A 20,228-nucleotide genomic window follows, 5' to 3' on the forward strand; every position below is an offset into this window, starting at 1 on the left:
CCAATCGGTGTATGGTTCTATTTTAGCCGCCAACGCCAGCTTACGGGAGAAGGGAACAAAAGTTGCTTTATTAAACGCCTGTAGCGTCCTAAAATAAATTCACCCCGAAACTGTAAACTTATTTTAGGACGCTACACTCAAATAGGACGTTGATTTGCGAAACGGCCATTTGAGACGGTCGACTGAAGCTGATAACCGCAGCCAAGGGGGACAAGGCAATGGCTCGGAGAAACGGGCATTTCGAGAGACGGTAAACAAATGATCATTTCGGTCCTTCAGGAATCATACGCTTGATAGAAGTAAATTCGCTGCCTTAGGATGAGTTGACCAGCTCACCCGTCAGCAGAAGCTCGGTGAGGAGTAGGATGCATATCAGTAATGACCAATTCAATCGCGGTAAACGCAGTCAATTAAACGATTGCCGAAATTCAAGCGGAGACAGATTCGTTTTCAACTTAAATAATTTGCTGAATGACTGCGGGTGTTCGAACCCCAACTGATACGCGATTTCGCCTACAGTCAGGTTGCTGATAGTCAACACTTCTTTAGCTTTCTCGATGAGCTTATGGTGAATGTATTGCTGCGCATTCTGTCCGGTGAGCGACCGCAACAGGTCGCTTAAATAGCGAGGAGAAACCTGTAGTTCGTCCGAAAGAAACTGAACGGTTGGCAACCCGTTCAGCAAGGCAGTTTCATCGGTGAAATAGGTATGCAGCAACTTGTCTGCCTTTTCCAGTAATGCACTATTGACCGGTTTACGGGTTCTAAACTGGCGTTGGTAGAATCGCTGACTGTAATTCAGCATAAGTTCTAGTTGCGCTATTAATACATCCTGACTAAGATCGTCGATAGCTGTTTCCAACTCGTCGCTCATGTTCCGCGCCATGGCGGTAATAATCGTTTTTTCTTTATCCGAGAGGTGTAGCGATTCCGTGACTGCATACGAGAAAAAACCGTAGTTTTTGATCCGGGTATCCAAGGGGTAGTTCCGTAGAAAATCGGGATGGACCAACAACGTGAAGCCCGTGCTGGACGCTGCTGTCTGCAGGCCCGTCAAGGGCTGGCCGGGTGATGTGAAAAACATACCGCCTTCATCAAAATCGTACGTAGTTTGCCCATACCGCATTTTGCAACCCGCCGATTCGTTGTAAGTGATGTTGTAGAAGTTCATCACAAAGGTAGGTGCCAGCATCTCAGAGGTAATTTGCACATGGCTGTAGTCCAGCAGGCTGATCAGCGGATGTAGGGGCTTGGGTAAGCCAAAAGCCCGTTGCATGTCGGTGATCGATTGATAGACGCGTGGTTTGTATTGATGGTCTGCTTTCATGGTTTTATACGGGTTTTGCCGGTCCAACCTGTTAACAGGTTGGACCGGCAAAGCAATTTCTGACAGGATGCTTAGGCTTCGGCAAGCATTTGGGTCAATCCTTCTCTAAACGCTTCATCACCTACGGCAAGGCGCTGGGCATACAGTGCCTTTGCGTCGTCGCCACAAACATAGCGTAAGGTAGTTGTGCCATCCGTAGCCGCTCCATACACCACTTCGGCAATTTGCTCAGCTGTAGACACCGCTTTATCGGGCGTTATCATAGCCATGAATTTGTTCATGATTGGTTCGTAAGCCGGGTGAGTCGCGAAAATAGATCTCTCGCCTATCTGAGTAGCCACCAGGCCAGGTTCGATGGTTTTAATACCGATGCTAAATTCGTTCAGTTCAAACGACAGGCTTTCGCTCCAGCCTTCCAGCGCCCATTTGCTGGCATCGTACATGGAACTGACGGGGAAACCCATCAAACCGGCCGAAGAACCGGTAGTGATAAATAACCCGGCTTTCTGCTCGCGGAAGTAGGGAATAAACGCCTGTGTTACCCGAACGACGCCCAGGAAATTCGTGTCCATCTGCCGAACGATCTCTTCGTCACTGATGGCTTCCAGGGCACCCAGCACCGCATAACCGGCATTGTTAAACACCACATCTACAGGGCCCAGCGCCAGTGCTTTCCGGGTCGTTTCCTTAATCTGATCCCTATCCGTAACATCCAATGGGAGCAGCGTTACATTACTCAGCCCATTCAGTTCTTTTTCATTTTCCGGCTTGCGCATGGTTGCGATTACATGCCAGCCTTTAGTCGCAAACAGCTTCGCCGTTGCCTTACCTATGCCGGCCGAAGCGCCCGTAATAAAAATGGTCTTTGTCATTTCTTCCCGTTGTTTTCCGAGAGACAAAGCTCCTGCACCAGCACTGACGGGCTGTAGTAAAAGTGGTATATCTTGTAGCCAAAATGGTAAAGACCTTACTTGTCCAGTAAGGTGAAAAACTAGTTCCCAATTATTTTTTGCGATGTTCTATTCCTCACTCAGTCAGGTTATTGATGATAGTCTTCAAGGGCTGACTATGCTTTGTTAGCTCATAGTGTACCGTCACTGGCTGGGTGTCTACAATAGTCCGCCTAATCAACTGATTCAGTTCCAGCTCTTTCATTGTATACTTATAGGTATTTTAATGATCTTATGCGATTGATTGCGTTGTATGGATGTCAAAAGTCAGAGTCTCCTAAAACGCTCCCTCTTGAGCCGAAGAAGCCTTTATGAATCTGCTTAATACCCAGGCCGTTTGATGAGAACTTTTCGTAAGCTGATTTTAAATGTATACCCATTATACTACTAGCCTTGGCTTAATCGCTTTCGTTAACCATCTCGCTACGGAATAGCCCAGCAACTGCGTGTGAACGATTATCTGACAAAGGCTTCAGATGTCAAGCTAAGCGCATCGGTCATCCAGTGCGCGTTCAGTTGGGCTAACTCTACGGGGAGGGCATCAACATTGAAGAGACCCAGTTGTATCGTTTCCTCGTTGGAAAACTCATCCTTGAAATCACCCAGTAAACGGCCCCGGAAGTACGTGGTGATGTACTGAACTGATTGATGCGCATAATGGTATGTTTGGGATGCAGGTTCTGAATAGACCCCAATCAGTTTGTCAATGCGAATATTGAGGGCAGTTTCTTCCTGTATTTCTCGGTAGATAGCTTGCTCAACGGTTTCTCCAAACTCAACATGACCGCCTATCAGTCCCCACTGGTTAACATCACGCCGTTTCTGAAGCAATACTTGCCCTCGCTTATCAAAGATGATGGCGGCAACAGCAGGAAGGATTGATTGAGTGGGGAGAGCGAAGGGGTTCATACTGATTCTTAGGTTAAAACGTGAGGCTCCAATAAAAGTAACGGAGAGCGAGCGCATAAACAGCGAATTGGCAAAGGATCGAGGTGTATCCAATAAATTCCTACAAAAACGCTCTTTTAGAGAAACAGTTGCTTGAGGCCGAAGGCATTGGTTCACGTTACCTTGCCTCACTACAAATTAACGCTTGCTGGGTGGCAGGCAGTCGCCAGTATACGTGAGCCTAACCTCAGCTAGAGACGCTGCAAAACGGGGTGCTGACGCTGGAAAATCCTCCATTTCGACTGAAGTACAGTTATGTAGCCACGGCCAGTGAGCCGCAGCTGAGCCAGGCGCTAGCCCGGGTGATCGGGGAGTTATATCCCTCGCTTGTGGAGGCACTTATCTGAAAAGCGTTTAGACTGTATGACAATCAGCTACAAAACATAGCCTACCAATTCGATCACTATGCCCAGGCTTCCTGTTAATTTTTTGTTCTGGGTACCGCGCCAACATCAATACAAGCGGAAGTACGATCAAGGATTTAATGCGTGAGTTTCTTTTCTATCATTCCCACTAAGTACAACGGGCAGCTACTCTTAGAAGTAGCTGCCCGTTGTACTTAGTGGGGTGTGTTGCCCTACTTGAGGGCAGCCAAAGCGGCCGCATAATCAGGCTCTTGCCCAATTTCCGGCACCTGCTGTTGGTAAACAATTTTCCCTTCAGGATTCACTACGATAACTGCACGGCTCAACAACCCCTTCATAGGGCCGTCGGCAATTTGCACCCCGTAAGAAATGCCAAAGTCAGTTCTAAAATCTGACAGCATCACTACGTTTTTGATACCTTCCGCCCCACAAAAAGCCTTTTGGGCAAACGGTAGATCTTTCGAAATACAGAGTACGGTTGCGTTGGTTAGCCCGGCCGCATCCTCATTGAATTTTCGTACCGATTTTGAACAAACCCCAGTGTTCACACTAGGAAAAATATTCATGATCACGTAACGGCCCTTGTAATCAGCCAGCCTACTATCCTTCAGATCAACGCCGGTTAGAGTAACATCTTTAACCGGCGTTCCCACCGCTGGTAGCTTCCCGACCGTATGAATTGGTTTACCACCTAGCGTGATAGACGTGCCTGTGGTTTGTGCTAGCGAAATACTGGTGATGAATAAGCCAGCAAGGCCAAGAAAAAAGAGTTTAAAGGCGTACATGAAGTTTTTAGTCATAAGTAGGTATTCTGTTGGATGTAACTCCTGAAATATACGAGGAAAATTGCCCTAAAGATCAATCATGCTAGCCGAGGCTACCTCTAACCGCTGCACAATCTGTTTCTCAACAACTATATGGTCGTTTGCCTGTTGACAGAGCGAGCACAATCGCTGGCCTAATCAGAGCAATCTGCTGCTTTCACAGCGAACCGGCTTGTCTGTGGGGCGGTATACTGCGTTTGAGTGTGAAATAAAAAAAGGTTACAATATGTCCCCTCTCTATATGGTAAACGGATAAGTAGCGGGGAGAAGACTGGCGGGCTGATATTCTTTTCGCCCGTCAGCTGTAACATATTCTTCGAACTCCCCCCAGCCCTATTGAGGCCATTACCTTTCGGCCCTCAGCAACCGGGCAAGGAAAAGAGCGAGCTGGCCAGGATCCTGGGCACCCTGGCCCTGCAGTCGGAAATCCTTAGCGGTAAACGCAAGCTGAGTCTGGAGATGATCCGTAAGCTGCATGCGGTGCTGGGCATTCCCGCCCAGAGCCTGATCACGGCTTATTAAGGGCTTGCCCTATTATATAAGCAGCCAAGCGGTTAGGGAATTTTTGTCAGTTGGTTTACCTGCTCCCGGTAGCTTACCCCAATGGGGACGTTGTGATACGGGGTCTCGATGAGATTGCCGTTGACGGCAATTATACTGTCCGTAGGAACAATGAAAGAGCGGTGTACCCGCAGAAACTGATCCGCTGGCAGGAGCTCTTCCATGGCCTTCATGCTGTAGCCTGCCACCAGGACCTTGTCGGTCAGATGAATCTTGACGTAATTCTGCAAGCCTTCCACCAACTGAATAGCGGACAGGAGTATTTTCACCCGCTTGCTGTCCACTTTGATAAAAATGTGATTGATCGCGGGCGCAGGCGGCAGTGGTCCCACGGCCTGATGCCAGTGCTGGGCTTTGTCCAGCGCCTGCAACAGGCGGGGAAGCGCAATTGGCTTGAGCAAATAATCGACCACGTTCAGCTCGAAGCCTTCCAGAGCGTACTGGGGATAGGCCGTCGTCAAGATGACCAGCGGGGGCGACTTAAGGGAGCGCAAAAAATCAGTGCCCGACACAATGGGCATCTTTACGTCCAGAAACAGCAGATCGACCTGGCTGACGTGCAGGGCTTCGTAGGCCTCCAGGGCATTGGCGCACAGCTTGACCAGCTGAAACTGGCTCAGCTCCTGCATATACGTTTGGAGCAGTTTGCGGGCCTGGGGCTCGTCGTCGACAATCAGAAACTTCATAGCTTATGGATTTGCAGTTCCAACCAAAACTCGCCCTCCAGTTGAGAGGTGACTAGTCGGTAGCGGCCCGGGTAGTAGTGATCCAGGCGCTGCCGCACGTTGCGCAGGCCAATGCCGTGCTGCTTGTGGCCCCCTTTGGTCTGGTAGTAGCGGTTGCGAATCAATAAGGTCACCTGCCGGGGCTGGTTACTTAACTCGATTTGAATGGATATGTCGTCGGTGGGCAGGCCTCCCCCGTGCTTAAAGGCGTTCTCGATAAAGGGCAGAAAGACAAAAGGCGGAATGGCGTAGAGTGGGTCCTGATCGCGAACAGACCAGCGAATGGCCGCCCGGTCATCAAACCGCACGCGCTCAATGGCCACGTAGTTGCTCAACAGCTCAATCTCCTTTTCCATGGTGATATATTCCCCGCTACAGTCGTAGAGGGAGGTCCGCATGAAATCAGCCAGTTTGGTCAGCAGATCGACCGAGCGGTGCTGCTGCTGCTGGACAATAAAGGATTGTAGGTTGTTGAGCGTGTTAAAGAAGAAGTGGGGATTGATCTGCGCCTTGAGCGTGGTGAGCTGCAACTGCGTGTTTTGCTGGGCAAGCCAGGCCTGCCGAAGCTGGAGCCGGTAGGCGTAGCGGAAAAACTTCAGGGTCAGGGGAATAAAGATGAGCTCGACCAGACTGGTCAGGCTGCTAAAGAAGGTTTGCATCAGCGCCGTGGGCTTGAACTGGCTTTTGTAGAGACTGGGCCAGAAGTCCTGGCCCACCACCCAGGTATTCTTCAGGTTGTACCACTGCACGACGAGTTCAATGTGGTAGCGGCGCAGAATAACGGCCCCGACGTAATAAGGGACAAACAGGAGTAGGGCTAGGCCAAAGCGGCGCTGCTGAACCAAAGGAATCAGCCCGTAGACCAGCGGATAGTACAGAAAAAGGGCAAAGCTGATCCCGGCCAGGGTAACCGAGCTGTGTTGCCACCACCGGATGTGGAGCACGGTGCTCTCGTTCATCCAGAAGAAAAGCAGAAACAGCCAGAAGCCCGCATGCAGGGCAATCCGGTACGGAGGGGAGCTAAAGCTCCGTTCCCAACATAAGGTCAACCAGTTCACCAGGTGAAAATACCACTTAGCCGCTTAATAGCCCCCGGCAAGTTGACCAATGTGTCGCGAGTAAGGACGAATCAGGCCGCCCGGGTGACGGGCGACGGGATCGGCTGGGCAACCAGCCGTTGCTAACCGACCCAGGCCTACTGGTCACCGGCTAGCCGTAGCTGGTCAAGTTAGTTTGCCCTGCCCCTGGCGGGCAACTTGCTTGCAGCAACTAGCAATCGACATGACCAGAATAACCCGCCTGATGGCCTGCCTGCTGAGCAGCTACGCCAGTAGTTTCGCCCAATCGCCAACGATCATTCCCGTCCAGCCCGCCCCGGGGGACTGTTTGACCATTACCTACCCAATTGGCCCGTCCTCGGCCTTGGACGGCCGAGAGGCGATCTACGCCCGGCTTACGACGTTCTTGCAGGATGGGGCTGTCCAGAAAAGCCATGTACGCCTGGGGGAAAGGGGCAGTTCCCGCTCGGCCATTGTCTGTTTGCCCCCTCAGGCGGCCTCCTTCAAGGTCGATTTCTACACGCTCAACAAGGAGGATGTCGGCGCTGCCCAGCAGCAGCTGGTCTACGATCCGGTCCAGCACCGGCCCGTTCAAAGTGCGTACCTGGAAGCGTTGTTTACCGAGCATCCCGATTCCATTTTTCAGCAGGAAATAAAGGCCTACCCAGCCAATTACCTGGCCTATGCCCGCTACATCAATGTGCTGGCCATGCTAAGCAGTTCCGAGGCCACTACTCTAAAAATCAAGGGGTTGCTCACCCAGCTGAAAAAAGAACGGACAATGACGGCGGGTCTTTTGAGCGCCTTGTGCGTTGGCCAGGTCAAGACGGGGCAGTGGGCGGCGGGCAAAGAAAGTCTACTGGAACTCTTTGAGCACTTTCCAGCGGCTCCAGAAACGGCTTTCGCCCTCAGTATCTACGGCTACGAATACTATAAGCGCAGTGGCCAGGAGATAGAAGCCGACGTCCGTCAGCGGCTCAAGCAGCTATTTATCCAGTATCCGGACGGGGCGCTGGCTGGCAGCGAAAACGTTTTCCGCTACCTTCAAACGGAGACGGACGTGCCAACGGCGGCCTTTGAGCGGGCGCTCAAACCGCTTTACGCGACTGACCGGGTTCAGTACCACAGCTTGACCAATCTGCCCGAGTTGTATCTGGCGCGCAGGGAACACCTGGACTCGGCCAGAGCTTTGCTCTTGAGGGGCATCCAGCGTTTTCAGGATGGCACCATCAACCATCAGTACCGGCTCACTAGCCAGCACTACCAGCTGCACGTGCCGTACATGCTGCTGACGCTGGCCAGGATCGATTTAATAGGATCGCAAACCCAGCAGGCAATTACCCACGCCTCGGCTGGGCTTCAGCTGGTAGCGGGGGGCAACGCGGAGGGCAATTTTAAGCCGTCCCTGCTTGCGCTGCGGGCCCAGGCCTACCAACTAGGTGGAAACCTGAACCTGGCCCTGGCCGATTACCAGCAGCTCTATAAGCTGGGTCACCCGGGTGCTCTGGACTCGCTCCGCAGCCTGTTTGGCCGCTGTCAGCTGAAGGCCAAATCAGTGGAGGAACTGATTGGTACCCGGCCAGCCAGTGCCGCACCGGGCAGTACAGCCGAACAGCCCCGTCTGCCCAATTTTGTGGGAACCAATCGGCAAGGCAAGCGCGTGAGCCTGAGCGATTACAAGCAGAAGCTGGTGGTCATCAACGTGTGGAGTACCGGCTGCGGCCCCTGCATCGCCGAGATGCCCCGGCTGAATACACTGGTCAAGCAGTTTGCGCACCGCTCCGATGTGGTGTTCCTGGCCGTAACGGCTGATGAGCCCCAGCGCATTGAGACGCTGCTCAAAAAGCATGCGTTTACCTACCAGATCCTAACGGGCGTTTCCAAGTTGACCGACGCGCTGGATACCAATGTCCTGCCCGTGCACCTGATCGTTGGTCGGCAAGGCGAACTTCTTCACCGCTCCCTGGGTGCCCGGCCGGATATTGATCAGCATTTGGCACAACTGCTTCAAGTCCATTTGTGAGCTGTTTCAGAGTCGGGCAGCTCCGCCAGCCGGTACACCACACCGGCTGGTGGAGCTGCCCGACCAACCTGTATTCGATAGAAACTGTCAACTTTATACTGTATCGGTCTTTATAACTTAGTAAGAACAACCATCCTTACCGCGTTAGGAAACCGTTTTGCGCCTGACGCAGCTTAGGCCAGTTACTTAAGGCCCTGCGCCAAGTCAGCTTAGCGCAAGGCTTTGTCCGGTCAACGGTTATTCCTCCTCTCGGCTGGCTGCTTCTACTGCTTCCACAAATTCTTCTGTTGAGACGGTATGTACATAGGGATCGTCGAGTTCGTCGGCAGGATCGGGAGTAACTAGATCAGAATCGTCTGGATCCGAAGTTTCACTAGGACTTGATAAGGGCATAATGCGAGCAGTTAGGGGTAAAAGACAAGGCAAATTAGGCAATTAAATGCCGAGTGGGTTACCACACCCACTAGCTGCAGCAGCCGATTTTACGGCTGGGATGCTAACCCAACTCCGTCGGCAATCGTAATTATGGTGAGCGTTTACCGCTATATTTAGGCTGAACCAACTTGGTAGGCTGACCCAGCAAACCCTATTTACTCAGCAGTTAGTCAAAAACCTGGTGCCCTTATTCGTTAACGTCTACTACATGAAATGGCTTACCTGTTCACGTCAATGGCTGACGAGTCTGTTGGTCGTGGTCTCTCTACCGGCCCCCGCCCAGCCTACCCAGCCATACAGCTATCCACCCAGTGAGGTGGTCATGATTCACTCCCAGCTGTTAAACGAAGAGCGCAAGGTCTACGTGCATCGCCCTAAGGTAGACTCCACCGATACAACCAAACGATTTCCCGTCTTATACGTACTGGACGGTGACAATCATTTCGAACTGCTGGCTCAATATGTCGATTATCTGAGTCGACCCGATGTGATGGCCATGCCCAAGCTTATTGTCATCGGTATCCCCAATACCAAACGAACCCGCGACTTGACTCCAACCAATAGCCTGCTGAACTATGAGGGTAAACCCGATAGTAGTTCGTATCAGAGCAGTGGGGGAAACGAAACGTTTTTACAATTCATGGCCACTGAATTGATGCCCATGATTGAGAAAACGTACCCAACAACGCCGTATAAAATTTTGGCCGGGCACTCCTTTGGGGGAATTGCGTCACTTAACTGCTTGTTGACCCATCCCGATCTGTTTGATGCGTATGTTGCCGTCAGTCCGTCGCTTTGGTGGGACAAGGAGTATGTGTTGAAACGGACCGCTGAAACGTTAAAAACCGGGTCATCCTTACCAAAGAGGCTTTTTTTCAGCGACGGAAATGAAGGTGGACCTAATTCGTTTTTTCATAAACATGTAGTCAAGCTGGATTCCACCCTAGCGAAAAAAAAGCTAACGAGACTGGAGTATCTCTATAAACACTACCCTACCGAAACCCACATGACCGAACCGATTGTGGCTTACTTCGATGCCCTGCGCTTTCTTTTCAGGGACTGGGCCAAGCAGCGCTAAGGCCAAAAGCATGTATGTATGTATATATGTATGTATGTATGTATGTATGTATGTATGGAGGCCCGCACCGCTAAGCTACTATTGGCCATAGATGGCTTAACGGTAAAGGCTCTTTTCGGGCTAGAGCAGTTTGCACTGCTTTATGCAAACGACCGCCTCACCGGACCGGTACTTTTCCGCAGAACGACCCAACTTCGTTAGGACATCGTCAAAATGGTCGCATTAAGAATAGCCTGACAACAGACTACACGGCTAATTGCCTTTTGACTAGCCTCATGACCTGTGTGGCCTGGAACTGGCATCCTCTAGCTGTTAGGAAACCCGCCTCATTCAATCGGTTCGCGATCCGCACGTAGTTAAGGCCGGCATCATGGAGCGTAGTAGCCAGCGCCAGGGCCCGTCGGTTGTTCTCATTGTCGGCCGCTCGTCGACTATTGCCCGCCACGCCTTTGACTTGCGCCGCCGCCGTGAGGTTCTGGGGTTTACCCAGTTTGGCCCCCTGGGCAATCTTTGCCGCCAGGGCAGCTTTGGTTCGATTACTGATCAATTCCCGCTCATGCTGAGCCAGGGTCGCGAAGATGCCAATGGTCAGCGTGTTGGCGTCGGGGATATCCACGCATTGAAAGTTGACCCCCGAATCCCTTAGGGTAAAGATGAAGGAAGCATTTCGGCTCAGTCGGTCGAGTTTGGCAATGATGAGTACCGCCCCTTCCCGTTTGGCCCGACCAATGGCTAGTTGCAGTTGTTGGCGCTTGTCCTGCTTACCCGATTCGACTTCGGTAAACTCGGCGACGATGACCCCGTTTACGAAACCAGCCACCGAAGCGCGTTGTGCTTCCAGGCCAAGGCCAGAGTTTCCCTGGGCTTTGGTAGATACGCGGTAGTAGGCTACGTATTTATCCGGTGAGGTTACCGCTGGAGATAGGGCAGGTATGCTATTGGTCATTAGTGGCAAAGCGGTTGATTCGTTCGTTGTAGGCATCAAGCAGTTGGTCATTGACTCCACCGGTCTGCTGGAGTTCGAGCAAGAGAAAGTCGGCCCGGTCCACACCGGTCAGCATGCCTTCGAATTTCAGCTCCTCTTCGACCCACTGGGCGGTCTTATCCAGGTTGACGGCTTGCCGAAGCACGGCCCCAACGATAGAGGTCGTTCGTTCTGGGTTCTGCGTCGTTAGCAGCAACGTGCGGAGGGTGTTGATGTAATCGTTATAGACCCGGCCGGCCGCCGGCCGATTGGCCGCAACCCATTGGTAGGCCAGTTGCCCAATCAGCTCTTTGTAGGGTGAGGTGTCGAGGGAGTCTGGCCGGATACGTGGGTTCATCACCCAAATGTAGGGAGTTGGTCTGAACTTTACATACGTTAAACGAGCGTTCTTAACATGTTATAAAACCCATTTTCCCCCTACTTTTGCCGTGGAACACCCCTCACTCCCGCCCCAGCCACGCCGACAAGCGTCCAGTAGGGGAGGGGAGAAGCCAGACCCAACCTACCATGAAGTACGTCCCCTATTACCGCGTCTCCACCGCCAGCCAGGGCAAATCAGGCCTGGGCCTCTCGGCCCAGCGCGAGATAGTCACCCGCTTTGTCAAACCCCACGATGAGCTGCTGGCTGAATTCGTCGAAATCGAGTCGGGCAAGAAGGCCGACCGGCCCCAACTAGAGAAAGCGATCGCCGCCGCTAAACAGCAGGGGGCGCGCCTGCTGATCGCCAAACTCGATCGGCTCAGCCGCAACGTACACTTTATCTTCTCGCTGCGCAATTCCGAGGTCGACTTCGTGGCCTGCGATATCCCCGATGCCAACACGCTTACCGTAGGCATCATGGCTGTGCTGGCTCAGCACGAGCGGGAACTCATTGGGGAACGTACCCGGGCGGCACTAGCTGCCAAGAAAGCCCAGGGTTACAAACTAGGGACACCCAACCTGACGCCGGCCATCAGTGAACTGGGGCGAGCTGCCCATCAGGCCAACGCTCGCACCCATCCGGCTAACCTACAAGCCGCTGAACTGATTCGACTCTACCGCAATGAGGGGTTAACTTATGAAGCGATTGCCAGCCGACTTAATGGGATGGGCTTCAGGACTAGGCGAGGGAATGAGTTTAAACCCATGAGCGTCCAACGGTTAGATCTCAATAAATTAAACCCGTCATTAACAGAAGCTCAATAATACTTTTTTCAACGCCAAGGGAGCTGATAGTGAACACAAGATAAGCTAAAACTCAGGTATGTGGCAACCTTTTCACCCTTTGCTTCGTTGGGTGCCCCTTAGGCTAGCCGGATAATTTCCTGTCCGAGGTAAGTGGACCCCGCGGAGCTAAAGACGGATAAATTAGTCATCAACACCAGGTAAGTAGTAAAAGTCAAACCGGCCATCGTTTATGCTGACGATTTTACCCGTTTTTTTGTTAACGGCCTTGAAGGAAAAACGACCCGCTACAATATTGTCAGCCAACTTGGTAATGATTACTTCACCTTGGTTTGTGGCGTCGGTGGCAAGCGTATTTGAGGAGATGTAGTACTCGGGAGTGGCTGAGAAAAGACCACAGTTGGCTACTGGACGCACCACGTCAGGGCTAAAGCTGTCAAGCACATACCTCCCCGGACCTGTGACGTTTGTCAGGCAAATATCCACGCTGCCAATGTTTTCATTTGTACCACCTACCCATAGCGTTTTACTCTTTTCTGAATAGCGGGCGAGCCGGTCATTATTCCCTCCTTTTATATCCCATCCAACCGCTCTGTAGGGCTTCCATACCTCACCGTCAATTCGGCAGCCAATTGTACGTTGCCCACTCTGCGACTCTTTAGGCAATGGATCGAAGGGCTCTGGTTCTGTAGTGCAACCCGAAAACAGCCCTAAAATCCCAATGAGTGGTATTAGCAAAAGGGAATGTAATTTGTTCATAACGTTGTCTGAGATAAATAGCAAAACAACTAAAACACGCTGTCCAACGGATCCAAACTGTCAACAAGTACGTGGTAAATCCACAAAAAACGTTCATTACCAATTAGTTATAATGTCGCCGGTGACGTGAAATAACCACGTGCATGAACGGGCCACCCAACGCCTGCAAAGGCTGATGGTGAACCCCAAGATAGGTAACGATCAGGTACGTTACACCTTTTCAACTTTGCCTTTGTTGAGTGCCGCTCGGGCTAGACGGGCAGTTTCCTGTCCAACGCGAGTGGACCCCGCAGAGCTGACCAACAACGCACAAATCCAAGCAAGCCGCGAGAGGTCGAACTAAACAGACTAGGTTGTCAAGTGTAGCCACTCAGGTACGTTCCTGTGTCGCACGAAACGCGTTTGTCAACGTGCTGTCAACGGTTGATTGACCTGTCGCCAAGTACGTGGCAGACCAACCAAAACGCGCTGTCAAACGGACACTAAACAGTCAACAGGTACGTAGTAAACCCACAAAGAACGCTCAATATCAATCTGTTAACTTATCGCACGAGACGCGAAATACCCACTGACATGATTGAATCACCCAACATATTATTGTGCGCAAGTTCGCGGAACTATAACGTACTGAAAAACAGGCTTAACTAGTTCTTCGTACACTCATTACCAGCTACTTTTGCAGAGGCTCTTGTCTACGCACCTTCGTCAGTACAATCATAGGTATACCAGTTGGTTGAAGCAAACTAGATGGCTAAAAAAGTTACTATTACCAACTTGGTTAACCGGGTATGGGACATAGAAGGGTATCCCGCTTATTTCTTTGGTGGGGATGGCCAATTGTATCGATTCACGGCAAGGGGTGAATACGTCGAAATCAGCGGTGTATCAAGCGGTATACAGCTGGGTACATGCTGAAGAGCCGCTTTTATAGTCTGGCGCAGCTTCGTCCCCTGCTCCGACGACACCAGCCTATCCTATAATCCGTTACTTATCCATGGCATTCTAATTACCTTATTGCCCAAGCTATCCGATACATAGTTCGCTGCCTGCTATGGTTTACACGTGTTAAACGGTCGTTTAGGGCATGTAAAAAGGGCCAAGCCGGGTAAAGTTGTAGCTGATGCAACCTGGCAGTAGTCGCTTACAGCCATAGGCCAGTTCTCAGCGTCCAGACAAACCCGTCATCTGCAAGCCGCGTGTTGACCCCATTACACCCTTACTTCGTTGAATTGCTTTTTGACCTACCCGAGTGATTCATTCTCTCCAAGGTAACCCCAACACCTTTTGCGGGGAGATCGATCTGACCAAGGATGGCCCAACCGGGTCCCTCTAATGGAGGGCTATTCCAAGGGATAAGGCTACGAGCTGACCATCAAAGCCGAGCTGCTGATACCCGGCAAATTGCTGGCCCGCAAGCCACTGAGCAGCAGGAACTCTCGGTGGCGGGCAGGGACCAAGTGTACTGCTTTTGCAGGGGAGTACGTCCACCCAATAGTAGACCATCCGCTTAGTCAAAGTGGAGTAAACGACTAGTTCCACTCTGTCCATGATAAAAGCCGTCCGGGTAACTTGGGGGGCTTTTGTGCGTAGCGACCCGGGACTTCTGGGCTATAAATCGGTTGAGCTAGCCCAGCTGGCGTTGTAGCTGGCCATCCCGGGATGCGTGCCGGGCAACTCTTGTACACCACCTTTCTAGACCACTTGGTTGCTTTATAGTACAATTGGTTAGCTTTTTAATTATATAGTGTACCTTGCATAGCTTTGACCCCTAGCATATCATCCCAGAGCGCTCATCGTATGAAACGTATCTTTTCAGCCATTTTGCTGCTGCTAGCGGCCCTATCGCTCACGGGTTGCAAAACGGGCGACGTTCAGCCCCCAAGTCAGTTGTTACCCAATGGTGATCTGGAGCAGGACCCCGCCCGTCAATGGTCCCTAAACTTCCGCGATAACCTGACCAGCAACCCCAATAAGTACCGGGCTGAGTACTCTACCGAAGCAGCCGCTTCGGGTACCCATTCACTTAAGCTGACTTGTGACACGGTCCGAAACGACACCACCCATTGTTATTTCCTGCAAGAGATCACGCCCGGCTCGCTGGCCGTAGGCACCAAATTGACCTTAACGGCAAAAATAAAAACGCTCAATTTGACAGGGAAGGGCCTAACGATGGTCCTCTTTGGCTACAAGACGAGTCCTACCGGCTCGAAGGTCACCTTCTCGGCCTATACTCCTGTGCCCGCCAATGGTACCACCAACTTTACCGACTACTCGGTAATGCTGGACCAATATCCGGGTGGGGTAGATTATATCTACGTAGCCCTGTTCTACGAAGCCAAAACGACGGGGACGGCTTACTTCGACGATATCTTTCTACGGACTAATTGACGGGTGAGTTAACCGGGTTACCCAATTGATAATCACACTTGATCATACGATGAACCGCATGTTGTTCCTTTTTGCGCTACTGGTCGTCGGCACGTCAGTGCCCGCTTAATGCCAGCGACAACCGGCTATCTTTTCTAAGGTGGACACGCTGGCTGATCAGCCGCTACCCCTTTTTTTGAGGGCAGGCAACAGACCTGGCTTCGTCTCCACCAGTCTGTCAGCTAGGCAACTACTCCCGTTGGTGGTGCGGCCTACGGGGAGCCAGACTGGTCAAGATATCCACTTACCGATTGGCGTTGACAGTCGATCGGTGAGCGTCAGGTCAGGCGACGCACTCCTTCGCCTGGAAAGGGACTACGTGTTTGTCCCCGCCACCAATCGGCTACGCCTTATGAGCCAGGTCGCTCTAGGGTCCGATCAAGCGATCAGCATAATGTATAGGGGATTGGGGTTTACGCTATAGCGGTGTTCCCTCGTTACACGGATCGACCTAAGGACACTTAGGTAAGAGGAGCCTTCCCAACTATCCCAAGTTGTGCTTTGTGTCCCTGTCCGGGCATAGGCAGTAGCGAGATTGTCTACTTTCGTACTCAACCAACACGAAATGAAGGCTCATGAAAACACTACTCCTTAAAGTAAACTTCGACAAGTCAGTCGCCATAAAAATTACCCTCTACTTTGTTTTAGCTTTTGGTATCTCCTATTGCTTAAACCTACTTTCAAAGCTTCTGCCTGTATATGGAATTAAATGGGTGCTAAATGTCGGATGCGGACCATTCTTATCGGCGCTACTAGTAAGCTTTCTATACAAGACCCCACTGACGTTAACGCTTTTCAGTAAAACTGCGTGGATCAGACAAATTGAATTTGTTGGACTTGGTCTTTTTTTTATCGGTACAATTATTAACAATATCTTAGTAGGGAATACGGACTATTCTCTAATCTTTTTATGGTCGGTATACGCCCTCTACTACACGCTGTTAGAAGAGTTGGGATGGCGCGTCTTCTTAGGAAAGGAACTCAGAAAGTACTCATTTTTAACTGTAGTTATAGTAAGTACTGTACTTTGGTTTACCTGGCATTACTCCTTTCCCAATCGGCTTACAGTAGCCAATCCATTCCAATTCTTGGGACTGATCGCGGCAGGCAGTGCAGGAATGGCAGCGCTTTACAGACAAACAAAATCTTGGCTGCTCGTAGCCCTTACACACGCTCTGGTAAATGTAAATCCGCCAAGCCTACCCACATTGGTTATTTTTTTAGTTATAATTCTTGGCCTTTTAAGACTTCATGAAGCTAAAAACAAGCGATCCAATGCAGACATTCTTCAATTATGAACTGAAGGTTTTACATCCATAAGTTACTTATCATCCGTCCATGTACTTATTTTTAAGAGGCTGGACAGAACTATGCCTTGGAGCAATAGTTGCTTAATGCATAAACATAATTTCACTTATACAACAAAAATCAGGCATCATTCTCTATATAATCTATGAAGTGTTCAGCAATGCTCAAGCTGGTAGGAAACTGAGGTAAATTTTTAGCTTCTTCTACAAATTCAAGGAACATATCAAATGGGTAAAGATTTACATAGTTGACCCCACCTAATTGAAAGTTTATCGTATCTGAAATTGAATCCGAATCCGAATCAAACATCTTTACTTCTGATTCTAGCGACATCAAATCTTTCATACAGAGCTCAACCGACTCAAAAATATTAGTACCTAATTCTCTTTGAATCAAGGCCGTAGCATCGATGCTTTCTTTAATTTCGTCAATTAGATCAACCAGCTTCATTGTATTTTGGAGTTATACTGAATTTTCTAGCGTTTGCCTACATCTTGATTTAATTTCTTAACATATTTATAGCTATGGAAAGGGTCTTAGAAATGTACAATACCTAATCTCAAATTGGTTTGTATATTTACAAGCTCCGTTCTATAGCTACACTTATGTAAAAGGAATTAATTTATTTCATCAAGTTATTCCAAAATCAGTCAGTCTATAAATAATATAATTAGTCAGATAGCTTTTGCAGTAATAGAGCGTCTTCTTTCGCTAAGTCCCCGTAGTAAGCTAACGATGATAAATGTCGATCAACTAGAAATTTGTAGAAAAGGTAAGCATTCAGATATGCCCCTAATTTGGTAGGGTGACTGTCCTGATCAAATAGCTTAATTGAAGGCTGTTCTTTTAATGCCTTGTAGTAAATACGATTAATATCAACCATGTCCACTTGAGTGCTAATGCAAACAGAGTCGTAACCCATCTTCAACAGCTTATACTCCTCATCTAGGTTTTTCATTTGATCTGAGCAGTAACTTTCTTTATCAGTTGCTCGATTGAGTAAGAAAGCCGGATAACAGAACTGAGCCGGAAAGGTCCCATTAGGAGCCCAAGTTTGGAAAAGGACGAAATGACAATGTGGATTAGCGATGCGTTGCTTGATTTGTTGAATACTCTGTTGGGTGGAATACTTTCTTACTTCAGGAATAAGGATACGGACCGGTGCTTCCTGAAGAATAATTATATCCCATTGTCTACTAAGAAGCATAGTTTCGGTCAACGTCTGTTCACCAGACTGTTTCGGGCGCGTATTTATACCATCTTGGGTTCTGGATACAATCATATCACGAAGATGGCTAGCCAAAGACATACCTGGGTAAGCACTCACTTCAATATTTATTGGTTGATTAGTGGCTAATAACATCGCCCTCAGATATTCGGGCATGCCTGCATAGTAAGTCAAACTGTTACCAACAAACAGTACGTTTTTCTTCACTGGTTTCTGGCCGTAGGTGCTAATAGCCTGAAAAAGCAAAAAGAATATCCACCAGAGTTTCATTTATAGGCGTTCAAATTGGCTGTTGTATAAGTGAAATTATGTAAAGAAATAACATTGAGACAGCAGTGTTAAATATAAGGTCCCAGGCTTGTAAGAAAACTTAAAATACTATCGGCAACGTAGATGACCGGAGTTTCAGAAGGAGCATACATTCCCATTGTCATATCAACATAGTATATCTTGTTTTCTGTGTTTTTGGTTACGCCAATGCAAACGAACCTCTCACCTTCAGAAGCAATTGGAAGCATTGAATCAGATATTGAATATGGGTATGGCACAGATTCATCATCTCTGTAATAACCCTCATATTGTATTTTCTCTACTTCACGCATGTAATCATGAAAGATCGTAACTCGCTCTAAATCAAAAATTGATTCAGTTGAGTAAACATGTTCTCCGTTGATAGTGAGGACACAATTTTCACTTTTTAAGATTCCACCATTTATTTGTTGATAAAAATTAATCATTTCAGCGGGCAACGAGTCAGTAATAGACGGCTGATAAATAGTAATATCATTAGGATAAATACCTCTTTCAGTAACGCTAAAGAATTGGTTATACATAGGGTCGTATCAAGTCCTTAAAACTTAGTAGAAGAAAAGCATCTTTTCTGGTCTGATCTATTTTATAATCTAAGTTATGTTTAAAAGCGTTGAACTGACAAGATATAATACCAGTGGTAGATTTACATGATTCAATGATTATAGCCCAGTTTTACAAACGTACGATGTTAGTAGTACGCTTGTAAAATTGACCTAAGTATGGCGTCGCATCAACCTGTGCTTAGTAGATTTTCCAACCTGTTCAGCCTGCTATATAGCATCTGTGGGTTGTTATAACGTATTAAGAACGGTCGTCGTTCTTAATACGTTATGGATAGTATAGACTGCCAAATCAGCCTAGTGGTCGGTAGGTAATAGCCAGCTGGGTAAACGGAGAATTGGACCAACTGCTGGCAGAGGCGCAGGTTTGATCGTAGTAGCTTTCCGGATATACCCACAAACCATCCACGGGCGTTTTAAGAAGGACTTAGCTTGCCAGGTATGGGCGCGGCATTGAACCATGGTTAAACAGCTCACGATCCAGGGTAGCTCAATTAACGACATTGCCTCCTTCTATGAGGAGATCAACCGAGTATTTATGGCCCAGGAGAACTGGCTGATTGGACCCAGTCTGGACGTGCTTGATGATTTACTTTATGGTGGCTATGGTGCCCTGCAAGGAGCTCAATCGGTTGATTTGCGCTGGCGCAATATGGACCATAGCCGCCAGGCGTTAGGCTACCAGACGACCCGGGCTTACTATCTGGCTAAGCTTGAGAGCGGCTCGCCTTATAACAAACCTCTGTTTGAGGAAAAGCTGTGAGCCCTGGAGGCGGGCACCGGGCAGACCTATTTTGACGTCATTATGGCTATCATAGCCGACCATCCGACCATTAAGGTGACTGGTTGGTGATCACCTTCCCGCTCACCCAGCAGCTACGCTTCTCTGGCTCACTCCGGCCTGCTTACCCGGATAGGTCGTTCCCAGGGAGCGGGCTGGAGTGAGCGGCTGGCTCTACTTCGTAAAAGGTTCGCCAGCGGGAGGCAAAGAGCCCTTGCCGGTCCTGGCCTCCGCTTAACCCAACCAGTGATCCCAGGTCAGGGAGCCGCTTGCTCCCATTCGCTCAGGATAGCCATCGATTCACGGGCGATGGCCTGCAAGGCTTCCCGGGTGAGAAAGGCCTGGTGACCCGTTACCAGCGCATTGGGCAAGCCCAGCAGCTCCTCCACCAGGGGATCGCGTTGAGACGC

21 protein-coding genes are annotated in these 20,228 nt (G+C 49.6%); 7 read left to right on the plus strand and 14 right to left on the minus strand.

Going from position 1 to position 20,228, the window contains the following annotated elements; all coding sequences use genetic code 11:
- Positions 1-406: 406 nt before the first annotated feature.
- From J2I46_RS11320 to tpx, 5 genes are all read right to left on the minus strand, one after another.
- Positions 407-1,327, minus strand: coding sequence for a helix-turn-helix domain-containing protein (locus J2I46_RS11320; RefSeq protein WP_207329102.1), 921 nt, complete (start codon positions 1,325-1,327; stop codon positions 407-409).
- Between the two features lie 71 nt (positions 1,328-1,398).
- Positions 1,399-2,199, minus strand: coding sequence for an SDR family oxidoreductase (locus tag J2I46_RS11325; RefSeq protein WP_207329103.1), 801 nt, complete (start codon positions 2,197-2,199; stop codon positions 1,399-1,401).
- A 154-nt stretch (positions 2,200-2,353) separates the two neighbouring features.
- Positions 2,354-2,482 (minus strand): winged helix-turn-helix transcriptional regulator, encoded by a 129-nt coding sequence (locus tag J2I46_RS33495; RefSeq protein WP_207329104.1) that lies wholly within the window; start codon positions 2,480-2,482, stop codon positions 2,354-2,356.
- Between the two features lie 251 nt (positions 2,483-2,733).
- Positions 2,734-3,186, minus strand: coding sequence for an NUDIX domain-containing protein (locus J2I46_RS11335; RefSeq protein WP_207329105.1), 453 nt, complete (start codon positions 3,184-3,186; stop codon positions 2,734-2,736).
- Between the two features lie 616 nt (positions 3,187-3,802).
- A complete protein-coding gene (gene tpx, locus J2I46_RS11340; protein WP_229379688.1) occupies positions 3,803-4,390 on the minus strand; it encodes a thiol peroxidase in 588 nt (195 codons plus the stop codon).
- A 360-nt stretch (positions 4,391-4,750) separates the two neighbouring features.
- Between tpx and J2I46_RS11345 the strand changes: the two genes are divergently transcribed.
- The gene (locus J2I46_RS11345; protein ID WP_207329106.1) at positions 4,751-4,936 is read left to right on the plus strand and encodes a hypothetical protein; all 186 of its coding nucleotides are present in this window, start codon (positions 4,751-4,753) and stop codon (positions 4,934-4,936) included.
- A gap of 32 nt (positions 4,937-4,968) precedes the next feature.
- On the opposite strand, the gene J2I46_RS11350 is transcribed toward J2I46_RS11345, so the two are convergent.
- Positions 4,969-5,661, minus strand: a complete 693-nt coding sequence (locus J2I46_RS11350; protein ID WP_207329107.1) for a LytR/AlgR family response regulator transcription factor — start codon at positions 5,659-5,661, stop codon at positions 4,969-4,971.
- Positions 5,658-6,758 carry a sensor histidine kinase gene (locus tag J2I46_RS11355; protein ID WP_207329108.1) on the minus strand — a complete coding sequence of 367 codons (1,101 nt, stop codon included), beginning with the start codon at positions 6,756-6,758 and terminating at the stop codon, positions 5,658-5,660. The genes J2I46_RS11350 and J2I46_RS11355 overlap by 4 nt, the downstream gene beginning before the upstream one ends.
- Before the next feature lie 223 nt (positions 6,759-6,981).
- Between J2I46_RS11355 and J2I46_RS11360 the strand changes: the two genes are divergently transcribed.
- On the plus strand, positions 6,982-8,781 hold the full coding sequence (locus J2I46_RS11360) for a TlpA family protein disulfide reductase (RefSeq protein ID WP_207329109.1): 1,800 nt from the start codon (positions 6,982-6,984) through the stop codon (positions 8,779-8,781).
- Between the two features lie 237 nt (positions 8,782-9,018).
- Here J2I46_RS11360 and J2I46_RS11365 read toward each other — a convergent pair whose 3' ends face one another.
- On the minus strand, positions 9,019-9,174 hold the full coding sequence (locus tag J2I46_RS11365) for a hypothetical protein (RefSeq protein ID WP_207329110.1): 156 nt from the start codon (positions 9,172-9,174) through the stop codon (positions 9,019-9,021).
- A gap of 250 nt (positions 9,175-9,424) precedes the next feature.
- Between J2I46_RS11365 and J2I46_RS11370 the strand changes: the two genes are divergently transcribed.
- Positions 9,425-10,294, plus strand: a complete 870-nt coding sequence (locus J2I46_RS11370) for an alpha/beta hydrolase (protein ID WP_207329111.1) — start codon at positions 9,425-9,427, stop codon at positions 10,292-10,294.
- Positions 10,295-10,538: 244 nt separating this feature from the next.
- Here the strand turns inward: J2I46_RS11370 and J2I46_RS11375 are convergent, their stop codons facing one another.
- Together J2I46_RS11375 and J2I46_RS11380 are read right to left on the minus strand one after the other, a co-directional pair.
- Positions 10,539-11,240, minus strand: coding sequence for a recombinase family protein (locus J2I46_RS11375; RefSeq protein WP_207329112.1), 702 nt, complete (start codon positions 11,238-11,240; stop codon positions 10,539-10,541).
- Positions 11,230-11,616, minus strand: coding sequence for a hypothetical protein (locus J2I46_RS11380; protein ID WP_207329113.1), 387 nt, complete (start codon positions 11,614-11,616; stop codon positions 11,230-11,232). The genes J2I46_RS11375 and J2I46_RS11380 overlap by 11 nt, the downstream gene beginning before the upstream one ends.
- Before the next feature lie 170 nt (positions 11,617-11,786).
- Between J2I46_RS11380 and J2I46_RS11385 the strand changes: the two genes are divergently transcribed.
- Positions 11,787-12,464 (plus strand): recombinase family protein, encoded by a 678-nt coding sequence (locus J2I46_RS11385; protein ID WP_207329114.1) that lies wholly within the window; start codon positions 11,787-11,789, stop codon positions 12,462-12,464.
- Positions 12,465-12,626: 162 nt separating this feature from the next.
- On the opposite strand, the gene J2I46_RS11390 is transcribed toward J2I46_RS11385, so the two are convergent.
- A complete protein-coding gene (locus tag J2I46_RS11390) occupies positions 12,627-13,202 on the minus strand; it encodes a Riean_0653 family protein (protein ID WP_207329115.1) in 576 nt (191 codons plus the stop codon).
- Between the two features lie 1,797 nt (positions 13,203-14,999).
- Here J2I46_RS11390 and J2I46_RS11395 point away from each other — a divergent pair.
- Positions 15,000-15,590, plus strand: coding sequence for a hypothetical protein (locus tag J2I46_RS11395; RefSeq protein ID WP_207329116.1), 591 nt, complete (start codon positions 15,000-15,002; stop codon positions 15,588-15,590).
- 614 nt (positions 15,591-16,204) lie between these two features.
- On the plus strand, positions 16,205-16,927 hold the full coding sequence (locus tag J2I46_RS11400; RefSeq protein ID WP_207329117.1) for a CPBP family intramembrane glutamic endopeptidase: 723 nt from the start codon (positions 16,205-16,207) through the stop codon (positions 16,925-16,927).
- Positions 16,928-17,057: 130 nt separating this feature from the next.
- On the opposite strand, the gene J2I46_RS11405 is transcribed toward J2I46_RS11400, so the two are convergent.
- The 3 genes from J2I46_RS11405 to J2I46_RS11415 form a co-directional block, all read right to left on the minus strand.
- Complete coding sequence (locus J2I46_RS11405; protein WP_207329118.1) at positions 17,058-17,387, minus strand: hypothetical protein; 330 nt, start codon at positions 17,385-17,387, stop codon at positions 17,058-17,060.
- Between the two features lie 220 nt (positions 17,388-17,607).
- Complete coding sequence (locus J2I46_RS11410) at positions 17,608-18,435, minus strand: SGNH/GDSL hydrolase family protein (protein ID WP_207329119.1); 828 nt, start codon at positions 18,433-18,435, stop codon at positions 17,608-17,610.
- Between the two features lie 68 nt (positions 18,436-18,503).
- Positions 18,504-18,998, minus strand: coding sequence for an SMI1/KNR4 family protein (locus J2I46_RS11415; protein WP_207329120.1), 495 nt, complete (start codon positions 18,996-18,998; stop codon positions 18,504-18,506).
- Positions 18,999-19,497: 499 nt separating this feature from the next.
- Between J2I46_RS11415 and J2I46_RS11420 the strand changes: the two genes are divergently transcribed.
- Entirely contained in the window at positions 19,498-19,800 is a 303-nt protein-coding gene (locus tag J2I46_RS11420; protein WP_207329121.1) for a barstar family protein, read from the plus strand.
- Positions 19,801-20,228: the final 428 nt, after the last annotated feature.

Origin of the sequence: Fibrella forsythiae, from assembly GCF_017353175.1 — a bacterium.
Lineage (GTDB): Bacteria > Bacteroidota > Bacteroidia > Cytophagales > Spirosomataceae > Fibrella > Fibrella forsythiae.

Coding starts and splice junctions, on each gene's coding strand:
- J2I46_RS11390 (WP_207329115.1), bottom strand. CDS start 13,202: ATGAACAAATTACATTCCCTTTTGCTAATACCACTCATTGGGATTTTA.
- J2I46_RS11405 (WP_207329118.1), bottom strand. CDS start 17,387: ATGAAGCTGGTTGATCTAATTGACGAAATTAAAGAAAGCATCGATGCT.
- J2I46_RS11415 (WP_207329120.1), bottom strand. CDS start 18,998: ATGTATAACCAATTCTTTAGCGTTACTGAAAGAGGTATTTATCCTAAT.
- tpx (WP_229379688.1), bottom strand. CDS start 4,390: ATGACTAAAAACTTCATGTACGCCTTTAAACTCTTTTTTCTTGGCCTT.
- J2I46_RS11335 (WP_207329105.1), bottom strand. CDS start 3,186: ATGAACCCCTTCGCTCTCCCCACTCAATCAATCCTTCCTGCTGTTGCC.
- J2I46_RS11320 (WP_207329102.1), bottom strand. CDS start 1,327: ATGAAAGCAGACCATCAATACAAACCACGCGTCTATCAATCGATCACC.
- J2I46_RS11365 (WP_207329110.1), bottom strand. CDS start 9,174: ATGCCCTTATCAAGTCCTAGTGAAACTTCGGATCCAGACGATTCTGAT.
- J2I46_RS11380 (WP_207329113.1), bottom strand. CDS start 11,616: ATGAACCCACGTATCCGGCCAGACTCCCTCGACACCTCACCCTACAAA.
- J2I46_RS11395 (WP_207329116.1), top strand. CDS start 15,000: ATGAAACGTATCTTTTCAGCCATTTTGCTGCTGCTAGCGGCCCTATCG.
- J2I46_RS11420 (WP_207329121.1), top strand. CDS start 19,498: ATGGTTAAACAGCTCACGATCCAGGGTAGCTCAATTAACGACATTGCC.
- J2I46_RS11325 (WP_207329103.1), bottom strand. CDS start 2,199: ATGACAAAGACCATTTTTATTACGGGCGCTTCGGCCGGCATAGGTAAG.
- J2I46_RS11370 (WP_207329111.1), top strand. CDS start 9,425: ATGAAATGGCTTACCTGTTCACGTCAATGGCTGACGAGTCTGTTGGTC.
- J2I46_RS11375 (WP_207329112.1), bottom strand. CDS start 11,240: ATGACCAATAGCATACCTGCCCTATCTCCAGCGGTAACCTCACCGGAT.
- J2I46_RS11410 (WP_207329119.1), bottom strand. CDS start 18,435: ATGAAACTCTGGTGGATATTCTTTTTGCTTTTTCAGGCTATTAGCACC.
- J2I46_RS11385 (WP_207329114.1), top strand. CDS start 11,787: ATGAAGTACGTCCCCTATTACCGCGTCTCCACCGCCAGCCAGGGCAAA.
- J2I46_RS33495 (WP_207329104.1), bottom strand. CDS start 2,482: ATGAAAGAGCTGGAACTGAATCAGTTGATTAGGCGGACTATTGTAGAC.
- J2I46_RS11360 (WP_207329109.1), top strand. CDS start 6,982: ATGACCAGAATAACCCGCCTGATGGCCTGCCTGCTGAGCAGCTACGCC.
- J2I46_RS11400 (WP_207329117.1), top strand. CDS start 16,205: ATGAAAACACTACTCCTTAAAGTAAACTTCGACAAGTCAGTCGCCATA.
- J2I46_RS11350 (WP_207329107.1), bottom strand. CDS start 5,661: ATGAAGTTTCTGATTGTCGACGACGAGCCCCAGGCCCGCAAACTGCTC.